General features: G+C 64.7%; 19 protein-coding genes. 5 read left to right on the top strand and 14 right to left on the bottom strand.

The annotated features are described in order from the left end of the window. Positions 1-81: 81 nt before the first annotated feature. Genes CURSPS6_RS05925 through CURSPS6_RS05935 form a run of 3 tightly spaced genes read left to right on the top strand, consistent with a single transcriptional unit; the run spans position 82 to position 3,209 of the window. The gene (locus tag CURSPS6_RS05925) at positions 82-1,371 is read left to right on the top strand and encodes a magnesium transporter MgtE N-terminal domain-containing protein (protein ID WP_030014834.1); all 1,290 of its coding nucleotides are present in this window, start codon (positions 82-84) and stop codon (positions 1,369-1,371) included. A 1-nt stretch (position 1,372) separates the two neighbouring features. Next, positions 1,373-2,068, top strand: coding sequence for a DUF1003 domain-containing protein (locus tag CURSPS6_RS05930; protein ID WP_051687673.1), 696 nt, complete (start codon positions 1,373-1,375; stop codon positions 2,066-2,068). Beyond that, the gene (locus CURSPS6_RS05935) at positions 2,061-3,209 is read left to right on the top strand and encodes an Mrp/NBP35 family ATP-binding protein (protein WP_030014837.1); all 1,149 of its coding nucleotides are present in this window, start codon (positions 2,061-2,063) and stop codon (positions 3,207-3,209) included. Before CURSPS6_RS05930 ends, CURSPS6_RS05935 begins: the two co-directional genes overlap by 8 nt. Before the next feature lie 95 nt (positions 3,210-3,304). Here the strand turns inward: CURSPS6_RS05935 and CURSPS6_RS05940 are convergent, their stop codons facing one another. The 5 genes from CURSPS6_RS05940 to dapE all read right to left on the bottom strand — a co-directional run bounded on the left by CURSPS6_RS05940 (position 3,305) and on the right by dapE (position 6,778). Continuing rightward, complete coding sequence (locus CURSPS6_RS05940; RefSeq protein ID WP_030014839.1) at positions 3,305-3,664, bottom strand: twin-arginine translocase TatA/TatE family subunit; 360 nt, start codon at positions 3,662-3,664, stop codon at positions 3,305-3,307. A 92-nt stretch (positions 3,665-3,756) separates the two neighbouring features. Further along, positions 3,757-3,927, bottom strand: a complete 171-nt coding sequence (locus CURSPS6_RS12340) for a DUF3117 domain-containing protein (protein ID WP_082470133.1) — start codon at positions 3,925-3,927, stop codon at positions 3,757-3,759. A 107-nt stretch (positions 3,928-4,034) separates the two neighbouring features. Then, on the bottom strand, positions 4,035-5,375 hold the full coding sequence (locus CURSPS6_RS05945) for a hypothetical protein (protein WP_051687674.1): 1,341 nt from the start codon (positions 5,373-5,375) through the stop codon (positions 4,035-4,037). A gap of 2 nt (positions 5,376-5,377) precedes the next feature. Further along, positions 5,378-5,575: a hypothetical protein gene (locus CURSPS6_RS05950; RefSeq protein WP_030014841.1), complete on the bottom strand. Its 198-nt coding sequence runs from the start codon at positions 5,573-5,575 to the stop codon at positions 5,378-5,380. A gap of 72 nt (positions 5,576-5,647) precedes the next feature. After that, entirely contained in the window at positions 5,648-6,778 is a 1,131-nt protein-coding gene (dapE, locus tag CURSPS6_RS05955) for a succinyl-diaminopimelate desuccinylase (RefSeq protein WP_030014843.1), read from the bottom strand. An 89-nt stretch (positions 6,779-6,867) separates the two neighbouring features. Here dapE and dapD point away from each other — a divergent pair, with 89 nt between their 5' ends. Both dapD and galE read left to right on the top strand, forming a co-directional pair. Then, a complete protein-coding gene (gene dapD, locus CURSPS6_RS05960; protein WP_030014844.1) occupies positions 6,868-7,833 on the top strand; it encodes a 2,3,4,5-tetrahydropyridine-2,6-dicarboxylate N-succinyltransferase in 966 nt (321 codons plus the stop codon). Positions 7,834-7,857: 24 nt separating this feature from the next. Continuing rightward, entirely contained in the window at positions 7,858-8,874 is a 1,017-nt protein-coding gene (gene galE / locus CURSPS6_RS05965) for a UDP-glucose 4-epimerase GalE (RefSeq protein ID WP_030014846.1), read from the top strand. 152 nt (positions 8,875-9,026) lie between these two features. Here the strand turns inward: galE and CURSPS6_RS05970 are convergent, their stop codons facing one another. The 9 genes from CURSPS6_RS05970 to CURSPS6_RS06010 form a co-directional block, all read right to left on the bottom strand. Continuing rightward, entirely contained in the window at positions 9,027-10,313 is a 1,287-nt protein-coding gene (locus tag CURSPS6_RS05970) for a citrate synthase (RefSeq protein ID WP_030014847.1), read from the bottom strand. A 271-nt stretch (positions 10,314-10,584) separates the two neighbouring features. Further along, positions 10,585-11,712 carry a succinyldiaminopimelate transaminase gene (dapC, locus tag CURSPS6_RS05975; protein WP_030014849.1) on the bottom strand — a complete coding sequence of 376 codons (1,128 nt, stop codon included), beginning with the start codon at positions 11,710-11,712 and terminating at the stop codon, positions 10,585-10,587. 13 nt (positions 11,713-11,725) lie between these two features. After that, the gene (fdxA, locus tag CURSPS6_RS05980; RefSeq protein WP_030014851.1) at positions 11,726-12,049 is read right to left on the bottom strand and encodes a ferredoxin; all 324 of its coding nucleotides are present in this window, start codon (positions 12,047-12,049) and stop codon (positions 11,726-11,728) included. Between the two features lie 181 nt (positions 12,050-12,230). After that, positions 12,231-13,517 carry a PIG-L family deacetylase gene (locus tag CURSPS6_RS05985; RefSeq protein ID WP_051687675.1) on the bottom strand — a complete coding sequence of 429 codons (1,287 nt, stop codon included), beginning with the start codon at positions 13,515-13,517 and terminating at the stop codon, positions 12,231-12,233. A gap of 30 nt (positions 13,518-13,547) precedes the next feature. Beyond that, entirely contained in the window at positions 13,548-15,464 is a 1,917-nt protein-coding gene (typA, locus tag CURSPS6_RS05990; RefSeq protein ID WP_030014854.1) for a translational GTPase TypA, read from the bottom strand. A 193-nt stretch (positions 15,465-15,657) separates the two neighbouring features. Beyond that, positions 15,658-17,346, bottom strand: a complete 1,689-nt coding sequence (locus tag CURSPS6_RS05995) for a dipeptide ABC transporter ATP-binding protein (RefSeq protein WP_030014855.1) — start codon at positions 17,344-17,346, stop codon at positions 15,658-15,660. A gap of 3 nt (positions 17,347-17,349) precedes the next feature. Next, the gene (locus tag CURSPS6_RS06000) at positions 17,350-18,342 is read right to left on the bottom strand and encodes an ABC transporter permease (protein ID WP_051687837.1); all 993 of its coding nucleotides are present in this window, start codon (positions 18,340-18,342) and stop codon (positions 17,350-17,352) included. A 76-nt stretch (positions 18,343-18,418) separates the two neighbouring features. After that, positions 18,419-19,345 carry an ABC transporter permease gene (locus CURSPS6_RS06005; protein ID WP_030014857.1) on the bottom strand — a complete coding sequence of 309 codons (927 nt, stop codon included), beginning with the start codon at positions 19,343-19,345 and terminating at the stop codon, positions 18,419-18,421. A gap of 150 nt (positions 19,346-19,495) precedes the next feature. Continuing rightward, the gene (locus tag CURSPS6_RS06010; RefSeq protein ID WP_030014859.1) at positions 19,496-21,133 is read right to left on the bottom strand and encodes a peptide ABC transporter substrate-binding protein; all 1,638 of its coding nucleotides are present in this window, start codon (positions 21,131-21,133) and stop codon (positions 19,496-19,498) included. Between the last annotated feature and the right edge of the window lie 62 nt (positions 21,134-21,195).

Here is a 21,195-nt window from a genome sequence, read left to right on the forward strand (position 1 = left end):
ACCGCCAACCACACGTCAAGGTATCGCCACTGGTGAACCCCGAAGATGTTCCTAACCAGTACATATGAGTAATCTGTTCAAGTGAGCAACGTACCGAGCAGAATTTTTATCGCCCGCCTCTTGGGCCTGGACGTCTTCGACCCCGTCGGAGACCGCCTGGGCCGGTTGAGGGATGTCGTCGTGCTCAATAGGGACGCGCAGCGAAAACACCTGCAACCGCTCGTCGTCGGCATCGTCGTCGAGGTCCTGGGAAAGAAGCGCGTTTTCGTGCCCATGACGCGCGTCAACACCATGGACGCCACGCAAATCATCGTCACCGGCCTGGTGAACCTGCGTCGCTTCGAACAGCGAGGGGCCGAGGCCCTGGTCATCGGCGAGCTCTTCGACCGCAAGGTGCACTTCACGGATGGCACCGGGGTGGCCACGATCGAAGATTGCGCGATGGAACAGACCAAGAACGGCGATTGGAAGATCACCGAACTGTTCGTCCGGCGCTCCGAGCCCACCGGCAGGCTCATGCGCCGCAAGAACGAGACCCTCGTCGTGGACTGGGAGGACGTGGTCTATGGAACGGCCATGGACCCGCAGGGCGCTTCCCACTTCCTCGCGACGCACGAGGAGACCCAGCCCGCGGACCTCGCCGATGCCCTCCACGACCTCAACGACAAGCGCATGCTCGAGGTCGCCGAGGAATTGCAGGACGAGCGGCTCGCCGACGTCCTGCAGGAACTGCCGGTCGAGGACCAGGTCCAGATCCTCTCGCACCTGGACCTCAAGCGCGCGGCGGACATCTTGGAAGAGATGGAGCCCGACGACGCCGCCGACCTGCTGAACATGTTCACCGATTCGCAACGGGAAACGCTCCTCGGCCGCATGGAACCCGACGACGCCGAAGACGTCCGACGCCTCCTGGAATACGAAGAGGGCACCGCCGGTTCCCTCATGACGCCCGTGCCGATCATCCTCCCTCCGGAGGCCACGGTGGCCGAGGCCCTTGCCCACATCCGCCAGGAAGAGATCAGCCCGGCCGTGGCCGCCGCGGTCTTTGTCTGCCGCCCTCCGCTCGAGGCACCCACCGGTCGATACATCGGCATGGTCCATATGCAACAGCTCCTGCGCTTCCCTCCCCCGGAGTCCGTCGGCAACATCATCGACCGCAGCGTCGAACCGATCTCCGATATGGCCTCCCTCGAGGATCTCTCGCGGGTGCTGGCCACCTACGACTTGACCATCATCCCCGTCATCAACGAGCATGACCGGCTCGTCGGCGCCGTGACCATCGACGACGTCCTGGATGCGCTGTTGCCCGAAGACTGGCGGACAAACGACGACGGAACACCCGTCCGAAAGGTGGGACGCAAATTTGAGTGATATGAACCGCAACCGCCGCAATCGCGATCCCCACCGCGCGGGGCTCGATACCCCGCTGGCCAGCAAGCCGAAGTGGTATCAGCGCTATCAGCCCAACCCCGAATCCTTCGGGGTCATGACCGAATCCTTTGCGCGCTGGATGGGAACGCCACAGTTCCTCGTGTGGATGACCGTCTTCGTGACCATCTGGCTCTTGTGGAACACCCTCATGCCGGAGAGCATGCAGTTCGACCCCAAGACCCTGAACTTCACGCTGCTGACGCTCATGCTGTCCCTGCAGGCCTCCTACGCCGCTCCCCTGTTGCTCCTCGCCCAGAACCGCCAGGACGACCGCGACCGCGTCGTCGCCGAGGAGGACCGTCAGCGGACCCAGCAGAATCTCGCCGACACCGAGTATCTGACGCGGGAAATCGCCGCGCTGCGCATTGCCCTGCGCGAGGTCGCCACGCGCGACTTCATGCGTTCCGAGATCCGGGACCTGGTGGAGGAGACCGTCGGCAAAGGCAACGACGATCCGGACGAGTCAGACGATCGTTCCGACACCCCCAAGCGCAAGAAAAAGGACCAGCATCGGGGATCCGCGGACTCAGACACCAAGACCTCGATTCTCGACCTCGAGAATTCGGGGCTCGTGGAAGCCGATCGCGTTCCTCGGCCACACGGCTCCCGGGCCTCCGCCGAGGACAAGAATGAATGAGACTCTCCTCGCGGCCCTCGGCACGGTGATCGACCCCGAGCTGCGCCGACCCATCACCGATCTGGGGATGGTGAGCCACGCCGAGATCACCTCGGGAGTCGCGACCGTGGGCATTCGGCTGACGATCCAAGGCTGCCCGCTGAAGGATACGATCCAGCAGGACGTCAGGGACGCCGTGATCCGCCTCGACGGCGTCGAGGACGTCCACATAGATCTCGACTACATGAACGCCGAGCAGAGGCGGTCGCTGAGGGACAGGCTCGGTCATACCAAGACCAATCCTTTCGCGTCTCCGGACAACCTCACCCAGGTCTACGCGGTGGCCTCCGGCAAGGGCGGCGTGGGTAAATCCACGGTCACGGCCAATCTGGCGGCCGCCCTGGCCTCCGACGGTCTATCCGTGGGCATCGTCGACGCCGACGTGCACGGCTTCTCGATCCCGGGCCTGCTCGGCGTGACGCAACCGCCGACCAAACTCGAAGACATGATCCTTCCGCCCGTCGTCGAGGTCCCCGAACATCGGCGTCGGCAACCGGAGGGTCGACCGCCCGGATCGATCCGGGTCATCTCGATCGGGATGTTCGTCGAGGGCAACCAGCCCATCGCGTGGCGGGGTCCGATGCTCCACCGGGCCCTGGAGCAATTCCTGACCGACGTCCACTTCGGGGACCTCGATGTGTTGCTCCTGGACCTTCCGCCAGGCACCGGCGACGTGGCCATTTCCATGTCGCAGCTGGTCCCCACGGCCAGCCTCCTGGTCGTCTCGACCCCGCAGGCCGCGGCCGTCGACGTCGCCGAGCGTGCCGGAACCATGTCGTTGCAGACCGGGCAGAAGGTCTTGGGCGTGGTCGAGAACATGTCGGCCATGGTCATGCCCGACGGGAGCCGCGTCGAGATGTTCGGTGAAGGCGGCGGAAAAAAGCTATCCGAGCGCCTCACGCAAGCCCTCGATGCCGAGGTTCCCCTGCTGGGTTCCGTCCCCCTCGATCTCTCGCTGCGACGCGGTGGCGACGAGGGGACACCGGTCGTCTGGTCCGACCCCGATTCCCCTTCGGGCACGACGTTGCGCGCGATCGCCGAGAGTCTACGCGAGCATCGACGCGGGCTCTCCGGCAAAAGCCTGCCACTGAACCTCATCTAGACGCGACCCGCCGGGCAACCCCGGAAACGAAAAAGGCCGTGGCCGACGAATGACTTCATTCGTCGGCCACGGCCTGTCGCTGCCCTCGGTGTGGCTCAGGTGGCTTCGGTGTCGAAGGGAGCCAATTCTCCGGGCGAAAGCCGGCTGGTGGCGGCTGCGGGCGGCGTCGTGGAGCGGGTTTGCTCTGCGGCCAGCTCCTCGTCGTCCTCGAGCAGGGCCTCACGCACGATGCGGCGCGGGTCGTACTGACGGGGATCGTACGCCCGCCAGTTGATGTCATCCAGTTCGGGACCGAGCGTGTCTTTGAGGTCATCTTTGGCGCCCATCGCCGTGCGTCGCAGGGTCTTAATGAGGTCCTTGAGCTGGCGGGCGTACTCGGGCATGCGCTCCGGCCCGATCACCACGAAGACGATAACGGCCAAGACAATGAACTCGGCACCGTTGATTCCAAACACACCAGCACATTACCAGCTCTGTCCGTGTACCCACCGTGCGCTACACCGCATCCCCGCTGGCCGGCGTGTCAGATCAGGACCCTCCCCGCCCTCTAGGACTCGGTGATGGGATCCAGGCAGGCCTTCAGGTCATGCGCCTCGTCTTTGGAGATCTCCAGGACCAGCCGGCCCCCTCCTTCGAGAGGGATGCGCATGATGAGAGAACGGCCTTCCTTGGCTACCTCCATGGGACCTTCACCGGTTCTCGGCTTCATCGCAGCCATTGATGCTCCTTGTCGGATCGACGATCTTGGTGAGGAACGGCGGTCCCCCGATATCCCAATGATAGCGCGATCACATTAACCGACTGGTCACGGGCGTCGCGAGGCGATCACGGCGGGTAGTCCCCGCCGCTGGGCAGTTCCTTCCAATGCCAGAGCCACCCGACCCAAATCAGCTGCCCGAGCAGCGCTCCCAGCACCACCGTGGCGCGATAGGCCCGCGAATTCGACAGTGCCATCAGCGGCCCCGCGAGGGGAAACAGGGGAAGCAAGAGCCGGAAAGTCGAGGATTGCGGAAAGAGAAACACCAGGAGATAGGCCGTGTACGCGTAACACCAATACCGAAGGTGACGAGGAATCGTGGTCAGCACGGTCCGTGTGCTCATGACCCACAGGAATCCCACGACCAACAGCAGGAGAATCAGCGGCCCGGGAGCGCCGAAATAGGTGACCGACTGCTGGATCCACGGTTGGAAGGGCAGCAGGTGTTCGCCGCGCCACGCCGTCTCCGTGGCGGTGTAGGCGTCAACGCGTCCGGTCGCCGCCCAAGCGATGGCCGGCCAGGTCAGCGCGCAGGCGCAGGCGAACAGCGCGACGGCGAGGAATCGCCACGTAGACCTCATCGACTGCCTCACCCGATCCACGAAGGGCCGACCGGTCGTGCCCCGGTAGTCCAGGAGAAACCTCGTCACCCACCACAGGCCCAACGCGGCGGCAAGGGGCACCCCCACCGGTCGGCTGAGGCACGTGGGCACCAGGAGCAGGGAGCATAGGAGAAGATTGCCGCGCACCAACGCGAGGGCGAAGCCGGCCAAGAACATGAGGTTCATCGACTCCGCGTAGGGCGTCTGCAGAATCGGCGCCACCGGGTTGACCAGCACCAGTGCGGTGCTCCACAGCGCGAACCGGTCCACTCCCCGCGCCGGTTGGCGCAGGCCCAGACCGTGCAGAATTCGGCGTGGACTCACGTACTGCTCGCCACCCGCGTCCTCGGAACCGGTGGCAAGCGTCCAGGAGGAGGCGAAGATGCCGTAGAGCAGGATCGCCGTCACGGCACCGCAGAGGAGGGATACCACTCCCCCGGCCATGGGCCACGACCATCCCGTGACCTTCATCAGACCCGAGGCGGTCATCGGAAAGAGCGGGTAGAAAGCCCACGGATTCTGATCGACGGTGCCGCCGGCGCTGATCGGCAGGGTGCTCGGATAGCCGATCTCGGCGATGTGTCGATACCAGTCGCTGTCCCAGATTCCGATGTACTGCAGATACGACATCGGGCCATCGCTCCAGGGGCTCGCCTGTTGCTGCCGCCCCACGATGGTGAAGACGATCCATCCCCAGATGCGCGAGGCGACGTAGACGCCCAGAAGCCAGGTCCAGATCGGCAGGTCCGTGAGCCACCGTCGAAAACTCGAGGCCGCGTGGCGGGCCAATAATTGCGCGGGATTCACCGTTAGCTGGTGGCCTCGGCGGAGGCCGGGGTGGATCGCTCATCGGAGGCCTCCAGGGGACCGCGCTCCGGTCCCGGGGTCTCGATCCCGTCTCGGGAGACGTATTCGGCACCGGCCAGCCGGTCCGCCCCCAACACCGCGCACGATATGAGAACGGCCGCCAGGATCACGAAGGTCAGTCCCACCAGGATAAAGTTCATATCTCTATTGTGGACCATGGGCCGGGGCAGGCGTCTTCGGATGACCTTTCGGGCACCCGCCGCCCTGGTGGCTCAGGCGGAAACTAGCCAGGCCGTCAGGGCCTGAAGGCAGGACCGAATTTCGGACGCGAAGACGTGCTCGTTGTCGGAATGAGCCAACAGGGCGTCCCCCGGGCCGAAGTTCACCGCCGGGATGCCCAGCGCGGAAAAGCGGGCGACGTCGGTCCACCCGTATTTCGGTTTGGGCTCCGAGCCAACCGACCGCACGAGCTCTTGGGCCAGCGGGGCGTCGAGTCCCGGGCGCGCCGCCGCCGAGGCATCCACGATGTCCAGCTCATACCCGGCGAATACCTCCCTGACGTGGGCGGTGGCCTCCTCGAGGCTCTTATCCGGGGCGAACCGATAGTTGATGTGAACCGCACAGGTGTCCGGTATGACGTTTCCCGCGACCCCGCCGGAAATCTGCACCGCGTTGAGTCCCTCGCGGTATTCCAGGCCCTCGACGGTCACGGTCTTCGGCTCGTAGCCGTCCAGGATCCTCAGGATGTCCCCCATCCCGTGGATCGCGTTGCGCCCCATCCAGGCGCGCCCCGAGTGGGCCGCGACGCCGCTGGTCGTGATCCAAAAGCGCATGGTTCCGTTGCATCCGCCCTCGATGTGCCCGTCGGTCGGTTCCAGCAGGACGGCAAAATCCGCGTCGGTGACCAGCTCGGGAGCGGCCTCGACCAGGGCACCGAGCCCGGAGGCCTCGCTCGAGACCTCTTCGTGGTCATAGAACACGTAGGTGATGTCCCGGTTGGGGGCGACCACGGACGCGGCGAGCTTGAGCTGAACCGCGACCCCGCCCTTCATATCGGTCGCGCCCCGGCCGTAAAGGACCGGCCGGCCGTCTTGCTCGTCCCACTCCGAGGGCACGGTCCCTCGTGACCCCGGGGTCGTCGGCAACGGGACCGTGTCCAGGTGTCCGGCGAGGACCACGCGTTCGGCACGCCCGAGGGAGGTGCGGGCGACGACCGTGTCACCGTGGCGGTGGACGGTCAGGTGGTCCAGGCTCCGCAGCGCGCTCTCGACGGCGTCGGCAAGCGGCTTCTCAGCGTCCGAGACGGAATGAATATCCAACAGATCGGCCGTGAGATCCGCGACATCCTGGTCGAGATCCAGATTCGGTCGGGCGGTTGAGGCTGTGGCGGGGGCTTGAGTCATGTGATCACCATAAGCCCCGAAACCCATCGCGTCCCACGATGTGTCATGACGGGTCGATTCCGTGCGGAATGTGGGGTGCGCTTCGTAGAATGGCAACCATGACTCAAAGCACGACCCCTGAATACGCATCCGGCATCGGCCTGGCGACCGTGGTCGCCTCGGGCCCCTACGAGGGCGCCATTCTCGACGTCTGGTACCCCGCCCCCACCCTGACCCAGGCGCCGGATGACTCCGTGCGCTCGGCCCTCGAGGACGCTCGCGGCAACGACGAGGCCCGCAACGTGAGGCTCACGGTCATCGAGAAGTCGACGCGGCTCGCCGAGGCCCCCGCGGACGCCGCGGACGCTTACCTCCGGCTGCACATCCTGTCCCACCGACTCGTGACCCCCAACTCGATCAGCCTCGACGGAATCTTCGGCGCGCTGACCAACGTCGCCTGGACCAACTTCGGCCCGGTGCTCGCCGCCGAGTTCGAGCAGGCACGGCTTGCCCTGCGCGCCCGAGGCCACGTGACGGTCTACCAGGTGGACAAGTTCCCCCGCATGGTCGACTACGTGGTGCCGAGCGGGGTTCGGATCGGCGACGCCGATCGCGTGCGCCTCGGTGCGTACCTGGCCGAAGGCACCACCGTGATGCACGAAGGCTTCGTCAACTACAACGCCGGAACCTTGGGCCACGCCATGGTCGAGGGCCGCATCAGCCAGGGGGTCGTCGTCGGAGACCACACCGACATCGGCGGTGGCGCCTCGATCATGGGCACCCTGTCGGGCGGCGGCAAGGAACGCGTGAGCCTCGGCGAGCGGGTGCTCCTCGGCGCCGAAGCAGGCGTGGGCATCTCCCTCGGGGATGACTGCGTGGTCGAGGCGGGTCTCTACCTGACCTCGGGAACCCGCGTGACCGTGGCCGCGGACGGCACCTCGAAGGTCGTCAAGGCGTCCGAATTGTCCGGCGCTTCCAACCTGCTGTTCCGCCGCAATTCGCAGTCCGGAACAGTCGAGGCCATCCCCAGGTCCACCGGGTCCGTCGAGTTGAACTCCATTCTGCACGCCAATTAGTCACCGAAACCCAAGGACGAATACATGAAAATCATGGTGACCGGCGGAGCCGGTTATATCGGTAGCCACACGGTCCTGGCCCTGCTCGAGGCCGGACACGACGTCGTCGTCATGGACAACCTGTCCAATTCCTCGCGCGCTTCCCTGGATCGCGTGAGCGAGTTGGCCCATGGCCGGACGCCCGAATTCCACCTCGTCGACCTCCTGGACGCTCCGGCCCTCAACCGGCTATTCGACGAGACCCGCCCGGATGCCGTCATCCACTTCGCTGGGCTCAAGGCCGTCGGGGAATCCGCGGAAAAGCCCCTGTGGTACTACAACACCAACGTCGCCGGCACCATCAACCTCTTGTACGCCATGGATGCGGCGGATTGCCGGACCATCGTGTTCTCTTCCTCGGCCACCGTGTACGGCGCACCCGACGAGATGCCGTTGACCGAGAAGCTGCCGATGGATGCCCAGTCCTGCTACGGGCGTACCAAGGAACACATCGAGGACATGCTCATCGATCTGGCCGCCTCCGACTCCTCCTGGAACGTGGCCCTGCTGCGGTACTTCAATCCCGTCGGGGCGCACGAATCGGGCCGAATCGGCGAGGACCCCACGGGCATTCCCAACAACCTCCTGCCGTTCATCGCCCAGGTAGCGGTCGGACGCCGCGAGAAGCTCAAGGTCTTCGGTGCGGACTACCCGACCCCCGACGGGACCGGCGTTCGCGACTACATTCACGTGGTCGACCTGGCCGACGGTCACCTCAAGGCCCTGGACGTCATCTCCGACGGCGGGGGTCTGCGCACGTGGAACCTCGGCACCGGCAACGGCTACTCGGTCCTCGAGGTCCGGGAGGCCTTCGAGAAGGCCTCCGGGCGTGAGATCCCGTACGAGATCGTCGATCGTCGCCCGGGCGACGTCGCGGTCTCCTACGCGGACCCCTCGTCGGCCCTCGCAGATCTCGGGTGGTCGGCCACGCGAGACATCGACACGATGTGCCGAGACCACTGGCGCTGGCAGCACGAAAACCCCAACGGATACGAAGGCTAGGCCCGGACCGCTCGGGGAGCACGAGCACCGTCTCCCCGGGGCTTGACTCGATACGAAAAACGCCGCCGCGATCGTGTCCCCCTCTTCACGAGGGCGGCACGATCGCGGCGGCGTTGGTCTTTCCGGTCGAGGACCGGCGGGAGACCTTTTTCTTAGGAGTCGATTCCGGGGTACCGGCGTTCGGTCTTACCGGTGTAGACCTGGCGAGGGCGCCCGATCTTGGTCGACGGATCCTGCATCATCTCTCGCCACTGGGCGATCCAACCGGGAAGACGCCCGATCGCGAACAGGACCGTGAACATCTGCTCCGGGAAGCCCATGGCCTTGTAGATGAGGCCCGTGTAGAAGTCGACGTTCGGGTACAGCTTGCGCTCGACGAAGTAGTCGTCCGCCAGGGCCTTTTCCTCGAGGCGCTTGGCGATGTCGAGCAGCTCGTCGTCCCCGCCGAGCTTCGTGAGGATGGAGTCGGCCGTGGACTTGACGATGCGGGCGCGCGGGTCGTAGTTCTTGTACACGCGGTGCCCGAAGCCCATCAAGCGGACGCCTTCCTCCTTATTCTTGACCTTCTCCATGTAGTCCTCGGGGGAAATCCCTTCGGCCTGGATGCGGCGCAGCATGTTCAGAACCGCCTCGTTGGCGCCTCCGTGCTTGGGGCCGTACAGCGCGTTGATACCGGCGGAGACCGAGGCGAACATGTTGGCGTCCGAGGAGCCGACCAGGCGCACCGTCGAGGTCGAGCAGTTCTGCTCGTGGTCGGCGTGCAGGATCAGCAGCAGGTCGAGGGCCTTGGAAATCTCCGGGTCGATCTCGTACTGGTCCGCGGGAACCCCAAAGCAGAGTCGCAGGAAGTTCTCGGTGTAATTCAGGCTGTTCTGCGGGTAGAGCATCGGCTCGCCCTTGGACTTCTTGTACGCGTAGGCCGCCAAGGTCGGGACCTTGGAGAGCAGGCGGATCGTCGAGATTTCGACCTCGCGCTCGTCGTGCGGGTCCAAGGAGTCGTTGTAGAACGTCGAGAGCGCCGAGACGGCCGAGGCGAGGACGGGCATGGGGTGCGCGGTCCTCGGGAAACCGGAGAAGAAGATCTTCAGGTCCTCGTGGACCATCGTGTGGGTGCGGATCATCTCGTCGAATTCGGCCAGCTGATCGTCGGTCGGCAACTCGCCGTAGATCAGCAGGTACGCGACCTCGACGAAGCTCGACTTCGAGGCGAGGTCTTCGATCGGGTATCCGCGGTACCGCAGGATCCCGGCGTCGCCGTCGATATAGGTGATGTCCGACTTGGTGTTCGCCGTGTTCATGAACCCCGGGTCGTACGTGACGTACCCGCCGGTCTCCGAACGCAATTTGGCGATGTCGAAGGCGCCGGTTCCGTCAGTGGGTTCGACGGCCGGGCAATCGACACTCGTTCCAGCGAAGGTGAAGGTCGCTTTATCGGTCATATTTCCTCCCGTGTGAACGTGTCCGCCGATCCATCCGGGGGACGTCGGGGGTTGCCCGATCCCAGCCATAAAATCGCCGCCCTCCGAGCGCGGCCATGGGCCGTGTCGTGGGCGGGGACACAGTATCTCTGGGACAACCCTACCCTTTGTCGACACACCGTCACGAATCAGCCGGGGATATGGAGACAGATTTCATGCCGGCTTGACCTGGGCCTCATCTGAGGGCCATGGAACGCTCTTGCGGGGCCTCACGGCGCGAGGCCACCACCGGTCACGAGAGTCGCTGGACCGCCGCGGCGATGCGTTCGTCCGAGGCCGTCAGGGAGATCCGGATGTATCCCTGGCCCTGATCCCCGTAGAAGACTCCGGGGCCGACCACGATGCCCAGATCCGCGAAACGGCCCACCGTGCTCCAGGTGTCCTCCCCCGCGGTTCCCCAGAGGTAGAGCCCCGCCTCGGAGCCGGACAGTTCGAGGCCGTACCGCTCGACCGCGGGCTTCAGGGCCTCACGCCGACGCCGATACGCATCCTTCTGGGCCACCACGTGAGTCTCGTCTCGTAGCGCCGCCGTCATGGCGTCCTGAATCGGTCGCGGGACGATCATTCCGGCGTGCTTCCGCGAGTTGATGAGATTGGCCACGAGCGAGGGATCTCCCGCGACGAAAGCCGCGCGGTATCCGGCCAGGTTCGACTGCTTGGACAGGGAGTAGACGGACAGCAGACCGTCGAGGGATCCCGCCGAGACGGTGGGATCCAAGATCGATGGCACGCGGCGACCGCCCCGGGCCTCGTCCCAGGCTCCCCAACCAAGCTCGGCGTAGCACTCGTCCGAGGCCACGACCGCGCCCAGCTCACGGGCTTCGCGCACGAGGCGGGCGAGGGATTCCTCGTCACGAACCTCGCCGGTGGGGTTTCCGGGGGAATTCACCCAGACCAGACGCACCCGGGAACGGGTGGCCTCGTCCAGGTCGCTCAGTTCGTCGGCCGCGACCGCGCGCGCCCCGGCGAACGTCGCCCCGATATCGTAGGTCGGGTAAGCGACCCGGGGGCGCACGACGACGTCGCCCTCCCCCAGGCCCAACAAGAACGGCAGCCAAGCGACCAGCTCCTTGGAACCGACCGTGGGCATGACACAGGACTCGTCGAGACCTCCGACGCCGCGACGCCTCCGGTACCATTCGGCGACCGCCGAACGCACCTCGGAGGTTCCCTGGGTCGTGGGGTACCCGGGGGCATCCGCGGCCAGAGCGAGGGCCTGCCGCACGACCTCGGGGGTCGGGTCCACGGGGGTCCCGATGGACAGGTCGACCGTTCCGTCCGGATGCTCCGCCGCCCTCTCCCGGTACGGGGCCAAGGAATTCCAGGGGTAATCCGGCAGGGTGAGGCCGAAGGAAGTCATGCGGGGATGCCTTTCAGTCCTGGTTTTGCGGGGCGAGCGCCGCGATGAAGGGGTGATCGTGATCGATCGCTCCGGTCCGGGCGGCTCCGCCGGGCGAGCCCAGATCGTCGAAGAAGTCGGCGTTGGCCGTGGTGTACTCGTCCCATTCCTCGGGAACGTCGTCTTCGTAGTAGATGGCCTCGACGGGGCATACCGGCTCGCAGGCCCCGCAGTCCACGCATTCGTCGGGATGAATGTAGAGCGTACGTTCGCCCTCATAGATGCAGTCGACCGGGCATTCCTCAACGCATGCGCGATCCTTCACATCGACGCAGGGCTGGGCAATTACGTAAGTCATTCAAACCTCTCATCGGCACCGGGTGCGCTCTCGTCACGGTGTATTTCGAAGGGTCCCGGTGGATCCGTTAGGTCACCAGTCTAGTCATCCGCGGGAACAGTCTCCCGCGATCAATCCCACAACCATAGGCTCTCGGAACCCCAGTCCCCGAGGCCGTTAAGCCAGGTGACTTTGGACGACGTTATGACCGTCGCGTTCCAAGGATCTTTCGGCCGGCGATCCACTGCCCCAGCACCGTCATGACGATGGTCCCGAGAACCCAGGCGATGCCCACCTGACCGATGGCCACCGTGGGATTGGGGATGACCAGGAGGGAGTCGGATCTCGCATAGACGAAAAACCCGAGGAGCACGAAGGCCGTCACGCCGGGCAGCACGGTCGCCCAAGCCCGCCGCGTCACGTGCGCGGTCCACAGCGTCGCGGAGAGCACCAGAATCAAGGCCACGATCAGGCCCCAGGGAAGATACCAACCCGGAAAGTAGCTGATCGACGCGTGGAACATCGTGCCGATGAAACCGACGATCAAGCCGAGGCCGACGCCCGTCACCGCGGAATTGATCGTCCCCGCCGGGACCTGCTCGGCCTGATCCACGGCGTCGTCCACGGTGCGCGCGAGCAAGCGGAAGGATTCCCTGCCGGAGATCTTCTGCTCGACGTTGTTGGAATAGTGGAAAGTCATGCCGTCGGAGACCGTGACCTGGGTCCGGTGGGCCGCCATCGCTCGCTTCTTGGCCTCGGCATCTCCGTCGACGACGGCCTGTTGGCGCTCGTCGGCGGGGTCGGCCTCGCCCTCCACACCCCAGACCAAACTCGGTTGAGCATGAATGGGGATCATCGTGAGCGCCTTGAGCGTCGCTTCGTGGGTGCTGCGGTGATCCGGGTGGCCGTAGCCGCCGTCGACGTCATAGGTCACCACGACATCCGGACGGATCTCTTCCATCACCTCGGCGATGGCCGCGGCCGGCTCTCTGAGCCGTGCCCGCGAGAGGCAATCCTCGGTCGCGTTGGTCGCGGAGGTCGCGCGGCCGTTCTTCCCCCACGACATGCCCGAATCGCGGAAGAACCCCGTGCCCGAACGGCGTCGTGCAAATCGATGCCCGGCGACGCCGAGCGCGCGGCAGGCGTCGTCCAGCTCGGCCTCACGGACCCGACCGAGGGCATCCCCCGAATCCTGAGCGGGCCGGGCACGCACATCCAGATGCGCGTGCTCCTCCCCGATGACCTCCCCCATCTCGCCCCGCGACATGGTCAGCAATTCCACGCGGGCGCCGGCCCGCGCGTAGTGACTCATGCTCGCACCGGTAGACGTCGACTCGTCGTCCGGATGGGCGTGGATGAACAGGATCGTCACCTCGCCCGGGTCCGCCCCCTCCGGGAGGAGGGAACGGACGGCATCGGGCGCGATGTATTCGCCCTGTTCTGGGTAGAACGGCTCCGGATGAGAGCCGTGCGTCGTGGGTGTGGCCATCGGTGAGGAAGCGCGCTCGCTTTCTGGGACTTAGTTGGCGCGGTTGCGGGCGCGGAAGGCCTTGACGCGCTCGTTGGAGTCCAAGACGACCTTGCGGATGCGGAACGCCTCCGGGGTAATCTCCACGCACTCGTCCTCGCGGGCGAATTCGAGGCACTCCTCGAGGGTCATCTTCCGCGGAGGCGTCAGGTTCTCGAAGGAGTCGGCGGAAGCCGAACGCATGTTGGTCAGCTTCTTCTCCTTCGTGATGTTGACCTCCATGTCGTCGGCGCGAGAGTTCTCGCCGACGATCATGCCCTCATAGACCTCGGAGGTCGGCTCCACGAAGAAGGTTCCGCGTTCCTGGAGGTTGATCATCGCGTACGGGGTCACGACGCCGGCGCGGTCGGCGATCAACGAACCGTTGGTGCGGTACTCGATGTCGCCGGCCCACGGCTCGAAACCGTCGGCGTAGGAGTTCGAGATGCCCGCGCCACGGGTTTCCGTGAGGAACTGGGTGCGGAAGCCGATCAGGCCACGGGCCGGGATGCGGAATTCCATGCGGACCCAGCCGGTGCCGTTGTTGGTCATGGTCTCCATGCGGCCCTTGCGCGAGGCCATCAGCTGCGTCACGGCGCCCATGAACTCGTCGGGAACGTCGATCGTCATGTATTCGATCGGCTCGTGGACCTTGCCGTCGATGATCTTGGTGACGACCTGCGGCTTGCCCGCGGTCAGTTCGAAGCCTTCGCGGCGCATCTGCTCGACGAGGATCGCCAGGGCCAGCTCGCCACGGCCCTGGACCTCCCAGGCATCCGGGCGTTGCGTCGGCAGGACGCGGATCGAAACGTTACCGATCAGCTCCTTGTCCAGACGGTCCTTGACCTGGCGAGCGGTGACCTTGGCGCCCTTGACGCGGCCGGCCATCGGGGAAGTATTAATACCGATCGTCATCGAGATCGCGGGCTCGTCGACCGTGATGAGCGGCAGCGGCTGCGGGTTTTCGGCGTCCGTGAGCGTCTCACCGATGGTGATGTCTTCGATGCCGGCCACGGCCACGATGTCGCCGGGACGAGCCTCATCGGCGGGAACGCGGTCGAGGGCCTTGGTCTTGAGCAGCTCGGAGATCCGAACGTTCTTGAGCTGTCCATCCTGACGCGCCCAGGCAACGGTCTGCCCCTTCTTGAGGGTTCCGTTGAACACGCGCAACAGGGCCAGGCGACCGAGGAACGGCGAGGAGTCGAGGTTGGTCACGTGAGCCTGCAGGACACCGTTCGGGTCATACGTGGGGGCCGGAACGTGGTCGACAATGGTCTTGAACAGGGGCTCGAGGTCTTCGTTCTCGGGCAGCTCACCGTCGACGGGCTGCTCCGTGGACGCGCGGCCGGCCTTGCCGGAGGCGTACACCACCGGAACATCCAGAACGGAGTCGAGGTCGAGGTCCGGGACCTCTTCCGCGAGGTCGGAGGCCAGGCCGAGAAGCAAATCCATCGACTCGGAAACGACTTCCTCGATGCGCGCGTCGGGGCGGTCCACCTTGTTGACCACGAGGATCACGGGCAACTTGGCGGCGAGGGCCTTGCGGAGCACGAAGCGGGTCTGCGGCAGCGGGCCTTCCGAGGCGTCGACGAGGAGAACGACGCCGTCGACCATGGACAGGCCGCGCTCGACCTCTCCGCCGAAGTCGGCGTGGCCCGGGGTGTCGATGACGTTAATGGTGATCGATTCCCCGTTGGCGGCCGGACCGGCGTACTCGACGGTGGTGTTCTTCGCGAGAATGGTGATGCCTTTTTCTCGTTCCAGGTCACCGGAGTCCATCACGCGATCTTCCACGTCCCCGTGCTCGGAGAACGAGTGGGTCTGCTTCAACATGGCGTCCACGATGGTGGTCTTGCCATGGTCAACGTGCGCGACGATGGCGACGTTGCGGATGTCGGTACGAGTGGCGGTGCTGGACGATTCAGTCATACGATAAGGCTCACTTTGCTGGTGGATAGCTGGTGTGACGTGATGATGGGCCACACCACCACGCCTTTCAGGCGCGTTCGGGCGCGACCGCATAGGGCCGTGTTCAATCATAGCCACCTCGTCAAACGGCGCGCGCCCACCCCGTTCATCGGTGCCGATGAACGGGGTGGGCGCGGAGCCGAGTCCCTGAGGTTTAGGCGGCCTCGGGCGGGATCATGAGGCCGGCACCGGGGATCGCGGCCAGCAACTTTTGCGTGTAATCGGTCTCGGGAGATTCGAAGACCGAATCGGTCGATCCCGTCTCGACCATCTTCCCCTTCTCCATGACGCACACGTTGTCCGCGATCTGCCGAACCACGGCCAGGTCGTGCGTGATGAACAGGTAGGTCAGGCCCAGCTCAGACTGGAGCTCCGCCAGGAGGTTCAGGATCTGCGCCTGAACCAGGACGTCCAAGGCCGAGACGGCCTCATCGCAGACCACGAGGTCCGGGTTCAGCGCCAACGCACGCGCGATCGCGACGCGTTGGCGCTGCCCGCCGGAGAGCTCATTCGGGTACCGAGCCATCATGGATTGCGGAAGAGAGACCTGATCCAGCAGCTCCTTGACCTTCTTTTCCCGTTCGGACTTGCTGCCCACCTTGTGGACCCGGAGAGGTTCCTCGATCGTGCGGTAGATGTTGTACATCGGGTCGAGCGAGCCGTACGGATCCTGGAAGATCGGCTGGACGCGCCGCCGGAAGTCGAACATCGCACGCCCCTTGAGGCTGGCGACGTTCTTGCCGTCGAACGAGATGCTCCCCCGGGTGATCGTCTCGAGGCCCAAAAGCATGCGCGCGACCGTGGACTTGCCCGAACCGGACTCCCCCACGACCGCGGTGGTCGTACCCCGCGGGATCGAGAAAGACACGCCGTCGACCGCCGTGAAATCCTCGGACCTCCCCCACGCGCCCCGCAGCTTGAACACCTTGGTCAGGTCCTTGACCTCCACGAAGTCCTGTTGCAGCGAACGCTGGATCTCGGTCTTGGGGTGCTCCGCCAGGAGATCCTCGGCTTCTTGCCCCGTTTCCTTGGCCACCTGGATGCGACGCGAGGCCAGCGACGGGGCCGACTCCACGAGCTTCTTGGTGTAAGGATGCTGGGGGTTGCGCAGCAGGTCCAAGGCCGAGCCGGCCTCGACCACTCGACCCTTGTACATCACCACGACCTTCCGGGCGCGCTCGGCGGCCAACCCCAGGTCGTGGGTAATGAGCAACACGGCCGTGCCCAGATCCGAGGTCATCGTATCGAGGTGGTCCAGGATCGTGCGTTGGACCGTGACGTCGAGCGCCGATGTGGGCTCGTCGGCGATCAACAGGCGCGGCTGGCACGAGAGCCCGATCGCGATCAGCGCACGCTGTCGCATGCCACCCGAGAATTCGTGCGGGTACTGCCGGGCGCGCTTCTCGGCGTCGGGCAACCCCGCTTGCTCCAGGACCTTGCTGACGTCCTTGTCACCGCTCGGCAGACCGTTGGCCTTGAGGGTTTCCTTGACCTGAAAGCCGATCCGCCACACGGGGTTCAGGTTGGACATCGGATCCTGCGGGACCATGCCGATCTGATTGCCGCGCAACTTGACCATCTCCGGTTCGGAGACGTGCGTGATGTCTTTGCCGTCGAAGATGATCTGCCCGCTGGAGACCCGGCCGTTGCTCGGGAGCAGACCGATCGCGGCGAGCGCCGAGGTCGATTTGCCCGACCCCGACTCGCCCACGATCGCCACGGTCTCCCCGGGCATCACGGTGAAATTCGAGTTCTTGACGGCCTCGACCTCGCCCGTGCTGGTCTGGAACGTGATTCCCAGGTCCTTGATCTCGAGGAGTGGTTGCACTGTTTCTTCCGTCATCGTCTACTTCTTCCGTGATTTGGGGTCGAGCGCATCGCGCAGGGCGTCGCCCAACATGATGAAGCTCAAGACCGTCAGGGACAGGGCCAAACCGGGCCAGAACACGGGCATCGGGTTGGAGCGGAACGCGTCCTTACCGTCCGAAATATCATTTCCCCAACTCATCGACTCGGGAGGAAGGCCGATGCCCAGGTAGGACAGGGTCGATTCCGCGACGATGAACGTGCCCAACGAGATCGTCGCGATCACGATCACCGGGGCCATGGCGTTCGGGATGATGTGCTTCAACAGGATTCCGAAGGGCGAGACCCCGAGAGATCGGGCGCTCGTGACGTAGTCCGCGTTGCGCACCTCGACGACGGCGCCGCGCATGATGCGCGCCACCTGCGGCCAGCCCAGGAGCACGAGGATCGCGACCAGGGTCCAGACACCGCGATGCTCGCGAAAGACGGGAAGCTGCATGACGACCAGGGCACCGAGGATCAGGGGCAGGGCGAAGAAGATATCGCCCAGTCGCGCCAGGACGGCGTCGACCCAACCGCCGAAGTAGCCGGCGATCGCGCCGATGATGCCGCCGATGACCACGACCCCCAGGGTCGAGAACAGGCCGACGGTCAGCGACGCACGGGTGCCCGCGATCACGCGGGAATACACGTCACAGCCCTGCGCGGTGAATCCCATGAAGTGCCCGCCGGTCGCCTTGCCGTTGGAGTGTTCCAGCAGGCACTGAGCGTTGGCGGGGTTCTCCGTCCAGAAGATCTGCGGGAAGAACGCGATCAGGACCGCCAGAACAATCAAGACCATCGAGACGATGAACGTCGGCTTCTTCCTGAGCTGCCGCCACGCGTCGCGCCAGAGGCTCAGCGGCGCTTCGTCCGTGGTCGCGGAGTCCGTCGCGACCACCGGTGTCTCGTCGATATCGGCGACGAACCGTTCGGTCGCGATCGCGGAGGCACCGAAATCTTTCTGGTTTCCGGCCACGGCGTGTTCGGCCATTTCCGGGGTGGCGCGGTGCCGCCCGGAGGCCGCCGCGGTGTCCGTGGCGACCGATTCGGAATCTGTGGGTTCAAATTTATGCATAGCGAATCCTCGGGTCGAGCCAGGCGTACAGCAGATCCACCAGGAGGTTCGCCACGCAGAAGACCAAAACCATGATCGAGACGATGGAAACCACGCTGGGAGCGTCGCCCAGGGTGAGGGCCTTGTACAGCTGTGAGCCGATGCCGGGAACGTTGAAGATTCCCTCGGTCACCACGGCGCCACCCATGAGCGCACCGAGGTCGGCGCCGAGAAAGGTCACGACGGGAATCATCGAGTTGCGCAGAATGTGCACGCCAACCACGCGGCGGCGGCTGAGCCCCTTGGCGGTCGCGGTGCGGACGTAATCGGCACTCGCGTTTTCGGCCACGGCCGTGCGGGTGAGCCGCAGGACGTAAGCGAAGGAGACCAGGCCGAGCACGATCGCCGGCAGGATCAGCTCACCCCATCCGGCAGTGCCCGAGACGGTCGGCTTGACCAGTCCCCACTTGACGCCGACCACGAACTGCAGGACGAAGGCCAAGACGAAGATCGGGATCGAGATGACGATCAGGGAGACGACCAGAACCGTCGAGTCGAAGAGTTTACCCTTCTTCAGCCCCGCGTAGAGGCCGAAGAGCACACCGAAGAACGCCTCAAAAAGCAACGCCTCGATGGCCAGTCGGGCCGTGACCGGGAAGGCATTGGCCACGATCGAGCTGACCTCGCGGCCGGAGAAGTTAACCCCTAGGTCACCGGTGAACAATCCCCCGAGATAGTGGAAGTACTGAACAAAGAAGGGGTCGTTGAGGTGGTACTTCTCGGTCAGCGCCGCTGCGACGCCGGGGCTACAGCCCTTGTCACCGCACAGTGCCGCGAGCGGGTCGCCCGGCAGCATGAAAACCAAGAAATAGACCAGAAGTGTCGCACCCAGGAAAACGGGGATCAGCTGGAGGAGTCTTTTGACGAGATACCACAACATGCCCTATCCCCTCCTCGATGTCGCGACGCCCGCGTGAGGGCGCAATGGGGAACTGCAAAAAGTCATCATGATCAACCTTTGAGGCAAGCGGCGATGGAGGGCCGATCAACGACCCTCCATCGCGTGACTAGTGTGTCGACGAGGACACTCTTAAGAGGTCTTCTCCACGGCGTAGTACATGGGGGTTCCGTTCCAGGACGCCTTGACGCCCGAAACGTTCTCCGACCAGCCGACGTTGGCCTGCTGGTACCACAGCGGAATCGCCGGGAGGTCGCCGAGCAACATCGAGTCGGCCTCCTGGAACTTCTCCTGCGCGGTGGACTGGTCCTTGGCCTCGAGGCCTTCCTTCAGCTTGGCCTCGAACTCGGGGTTGTCATACCGGGAGTCGTTCGAGTCGGCGCCCTTGGTGAAGATCGGGCCCATGAAGTTGTACAGCGAGGGGTAGTCGGCCAGCCATCCGGAACGCACCGCACCGGTCAGCTTGCCGCTGGTCGCGTCCGTCCGGAGCTCCTTGAAGGTCGCGTAGGACTTGCCTTCGGCCTCGACCCCGAGGTTGTTCTTGATCTGGTTCGCGACGGCGTCGACCCACTTCTTGTGTCCGCCGGCATCGGCGTTGTAGCCGATCGTGAACTTCTCGGACTTGTCGTACGGCTGAATCTTCTCGGCCTCGTCCCAGAGCTTCTTGGCCTCGTCCTTGTCGAACTTGGTGTTATCCGAGTTCTTCAGATCGTCCTTGTAGCCCTCGAGGACCGGAGCCGTCATGTCCGTGGCCGGCTTGCGCGTGTTGTTCAAGATCACCTTGGTGATCTCGTCGCGGTCGATGGCCTTGGAGATGGCCTGGCGACGCAGCTTGCCCGCCTCGCCGCTCCAGTTCTTCAGGTACTCCGGGATCGCGATGGTCTGGTTGCCGGCGTACGGCTTATCCAGGTTGCGGTCCGGGAGATCGTCCTTGTAGTTGCTCAACGCGGAGGTGGGGATCTGCTGCAACACGTCCAGGTTGTTGGCCAGAAGATCCTGGTACGCGGTATCCGGGTTCTGGTAGAGCTTGAAGGTGATGCCGCCGTTCTTGGCCTTTTCGGGGCCTTCGTAATCGTCGTTCTTCACCAGGTCGACCTGGGTGTTGTGCTGCCAGGCGCCCTCCTTGGCCATCTTGTAGGGCCCGTAGCCCACCGGGTTTTCACCGAAGGCCTTGATGTCCTTGAAGGCCGACTCCGGCATCGGCGCGTAGGCCGTGTAGCCCAAACGCTGGCTGAAGTCGGATTCCGGCGAGGAGAGCTTGACGGTGAAGGTGGTGTCGTCGACGACCTTCAGGCCGGACATCTTGTCCTCGGTTGCCCCCTCGGCGGCGACGGCGTCATAACCCTCGATCGGGCTGAAGAACGAGGACGATGCCTGGGCGTTCTTGGCGGCCGCGCCGAAGTTCCACGAATCCACGAAGGACTGGGCCGTTACGGGCTCGCCATTGGTGAATTTTTTGTCTTTCTTGATCTTGATGGTCCAGTTTTGCTGGTCCTGAGAGTCGATGGATTCGGCGAGATCGTTCTCGACCTTGCCGTTCTCGTCATAGGAAATCAGGCCGTTGAAAAGATTCTCAACGACCACTCCCCCGCCGTTTTCATTGGTGTCGGTGGGGACCAGCGGGTGCTGCGGCTCGACGCTATCCGCGGTGATGACCGCGGATGCATCGGCTTGGCCGCCGGAGGAACCGGAGCCTCCGCCACAGCCTGAAAGAGCCAACGCAGAAATGACCGCGACGCTCGCGTACGTTGAAATGCGGGAGAAGCGCATTTCGCCTCCTAGGTGAAATATCGATGTGATCGGCGAGCGGTCCTCGTACTTCGGCCTCGGTC

It is taken from the genome of Curtobacterium sp. S6 (assembly GCF_000710345.2).
Taxonomy (GTDB): domain Bacteria; phylum Actinomycetota; class Actinomycetes; order Actinomycetales; family Micrococcaceae; genus Rothia.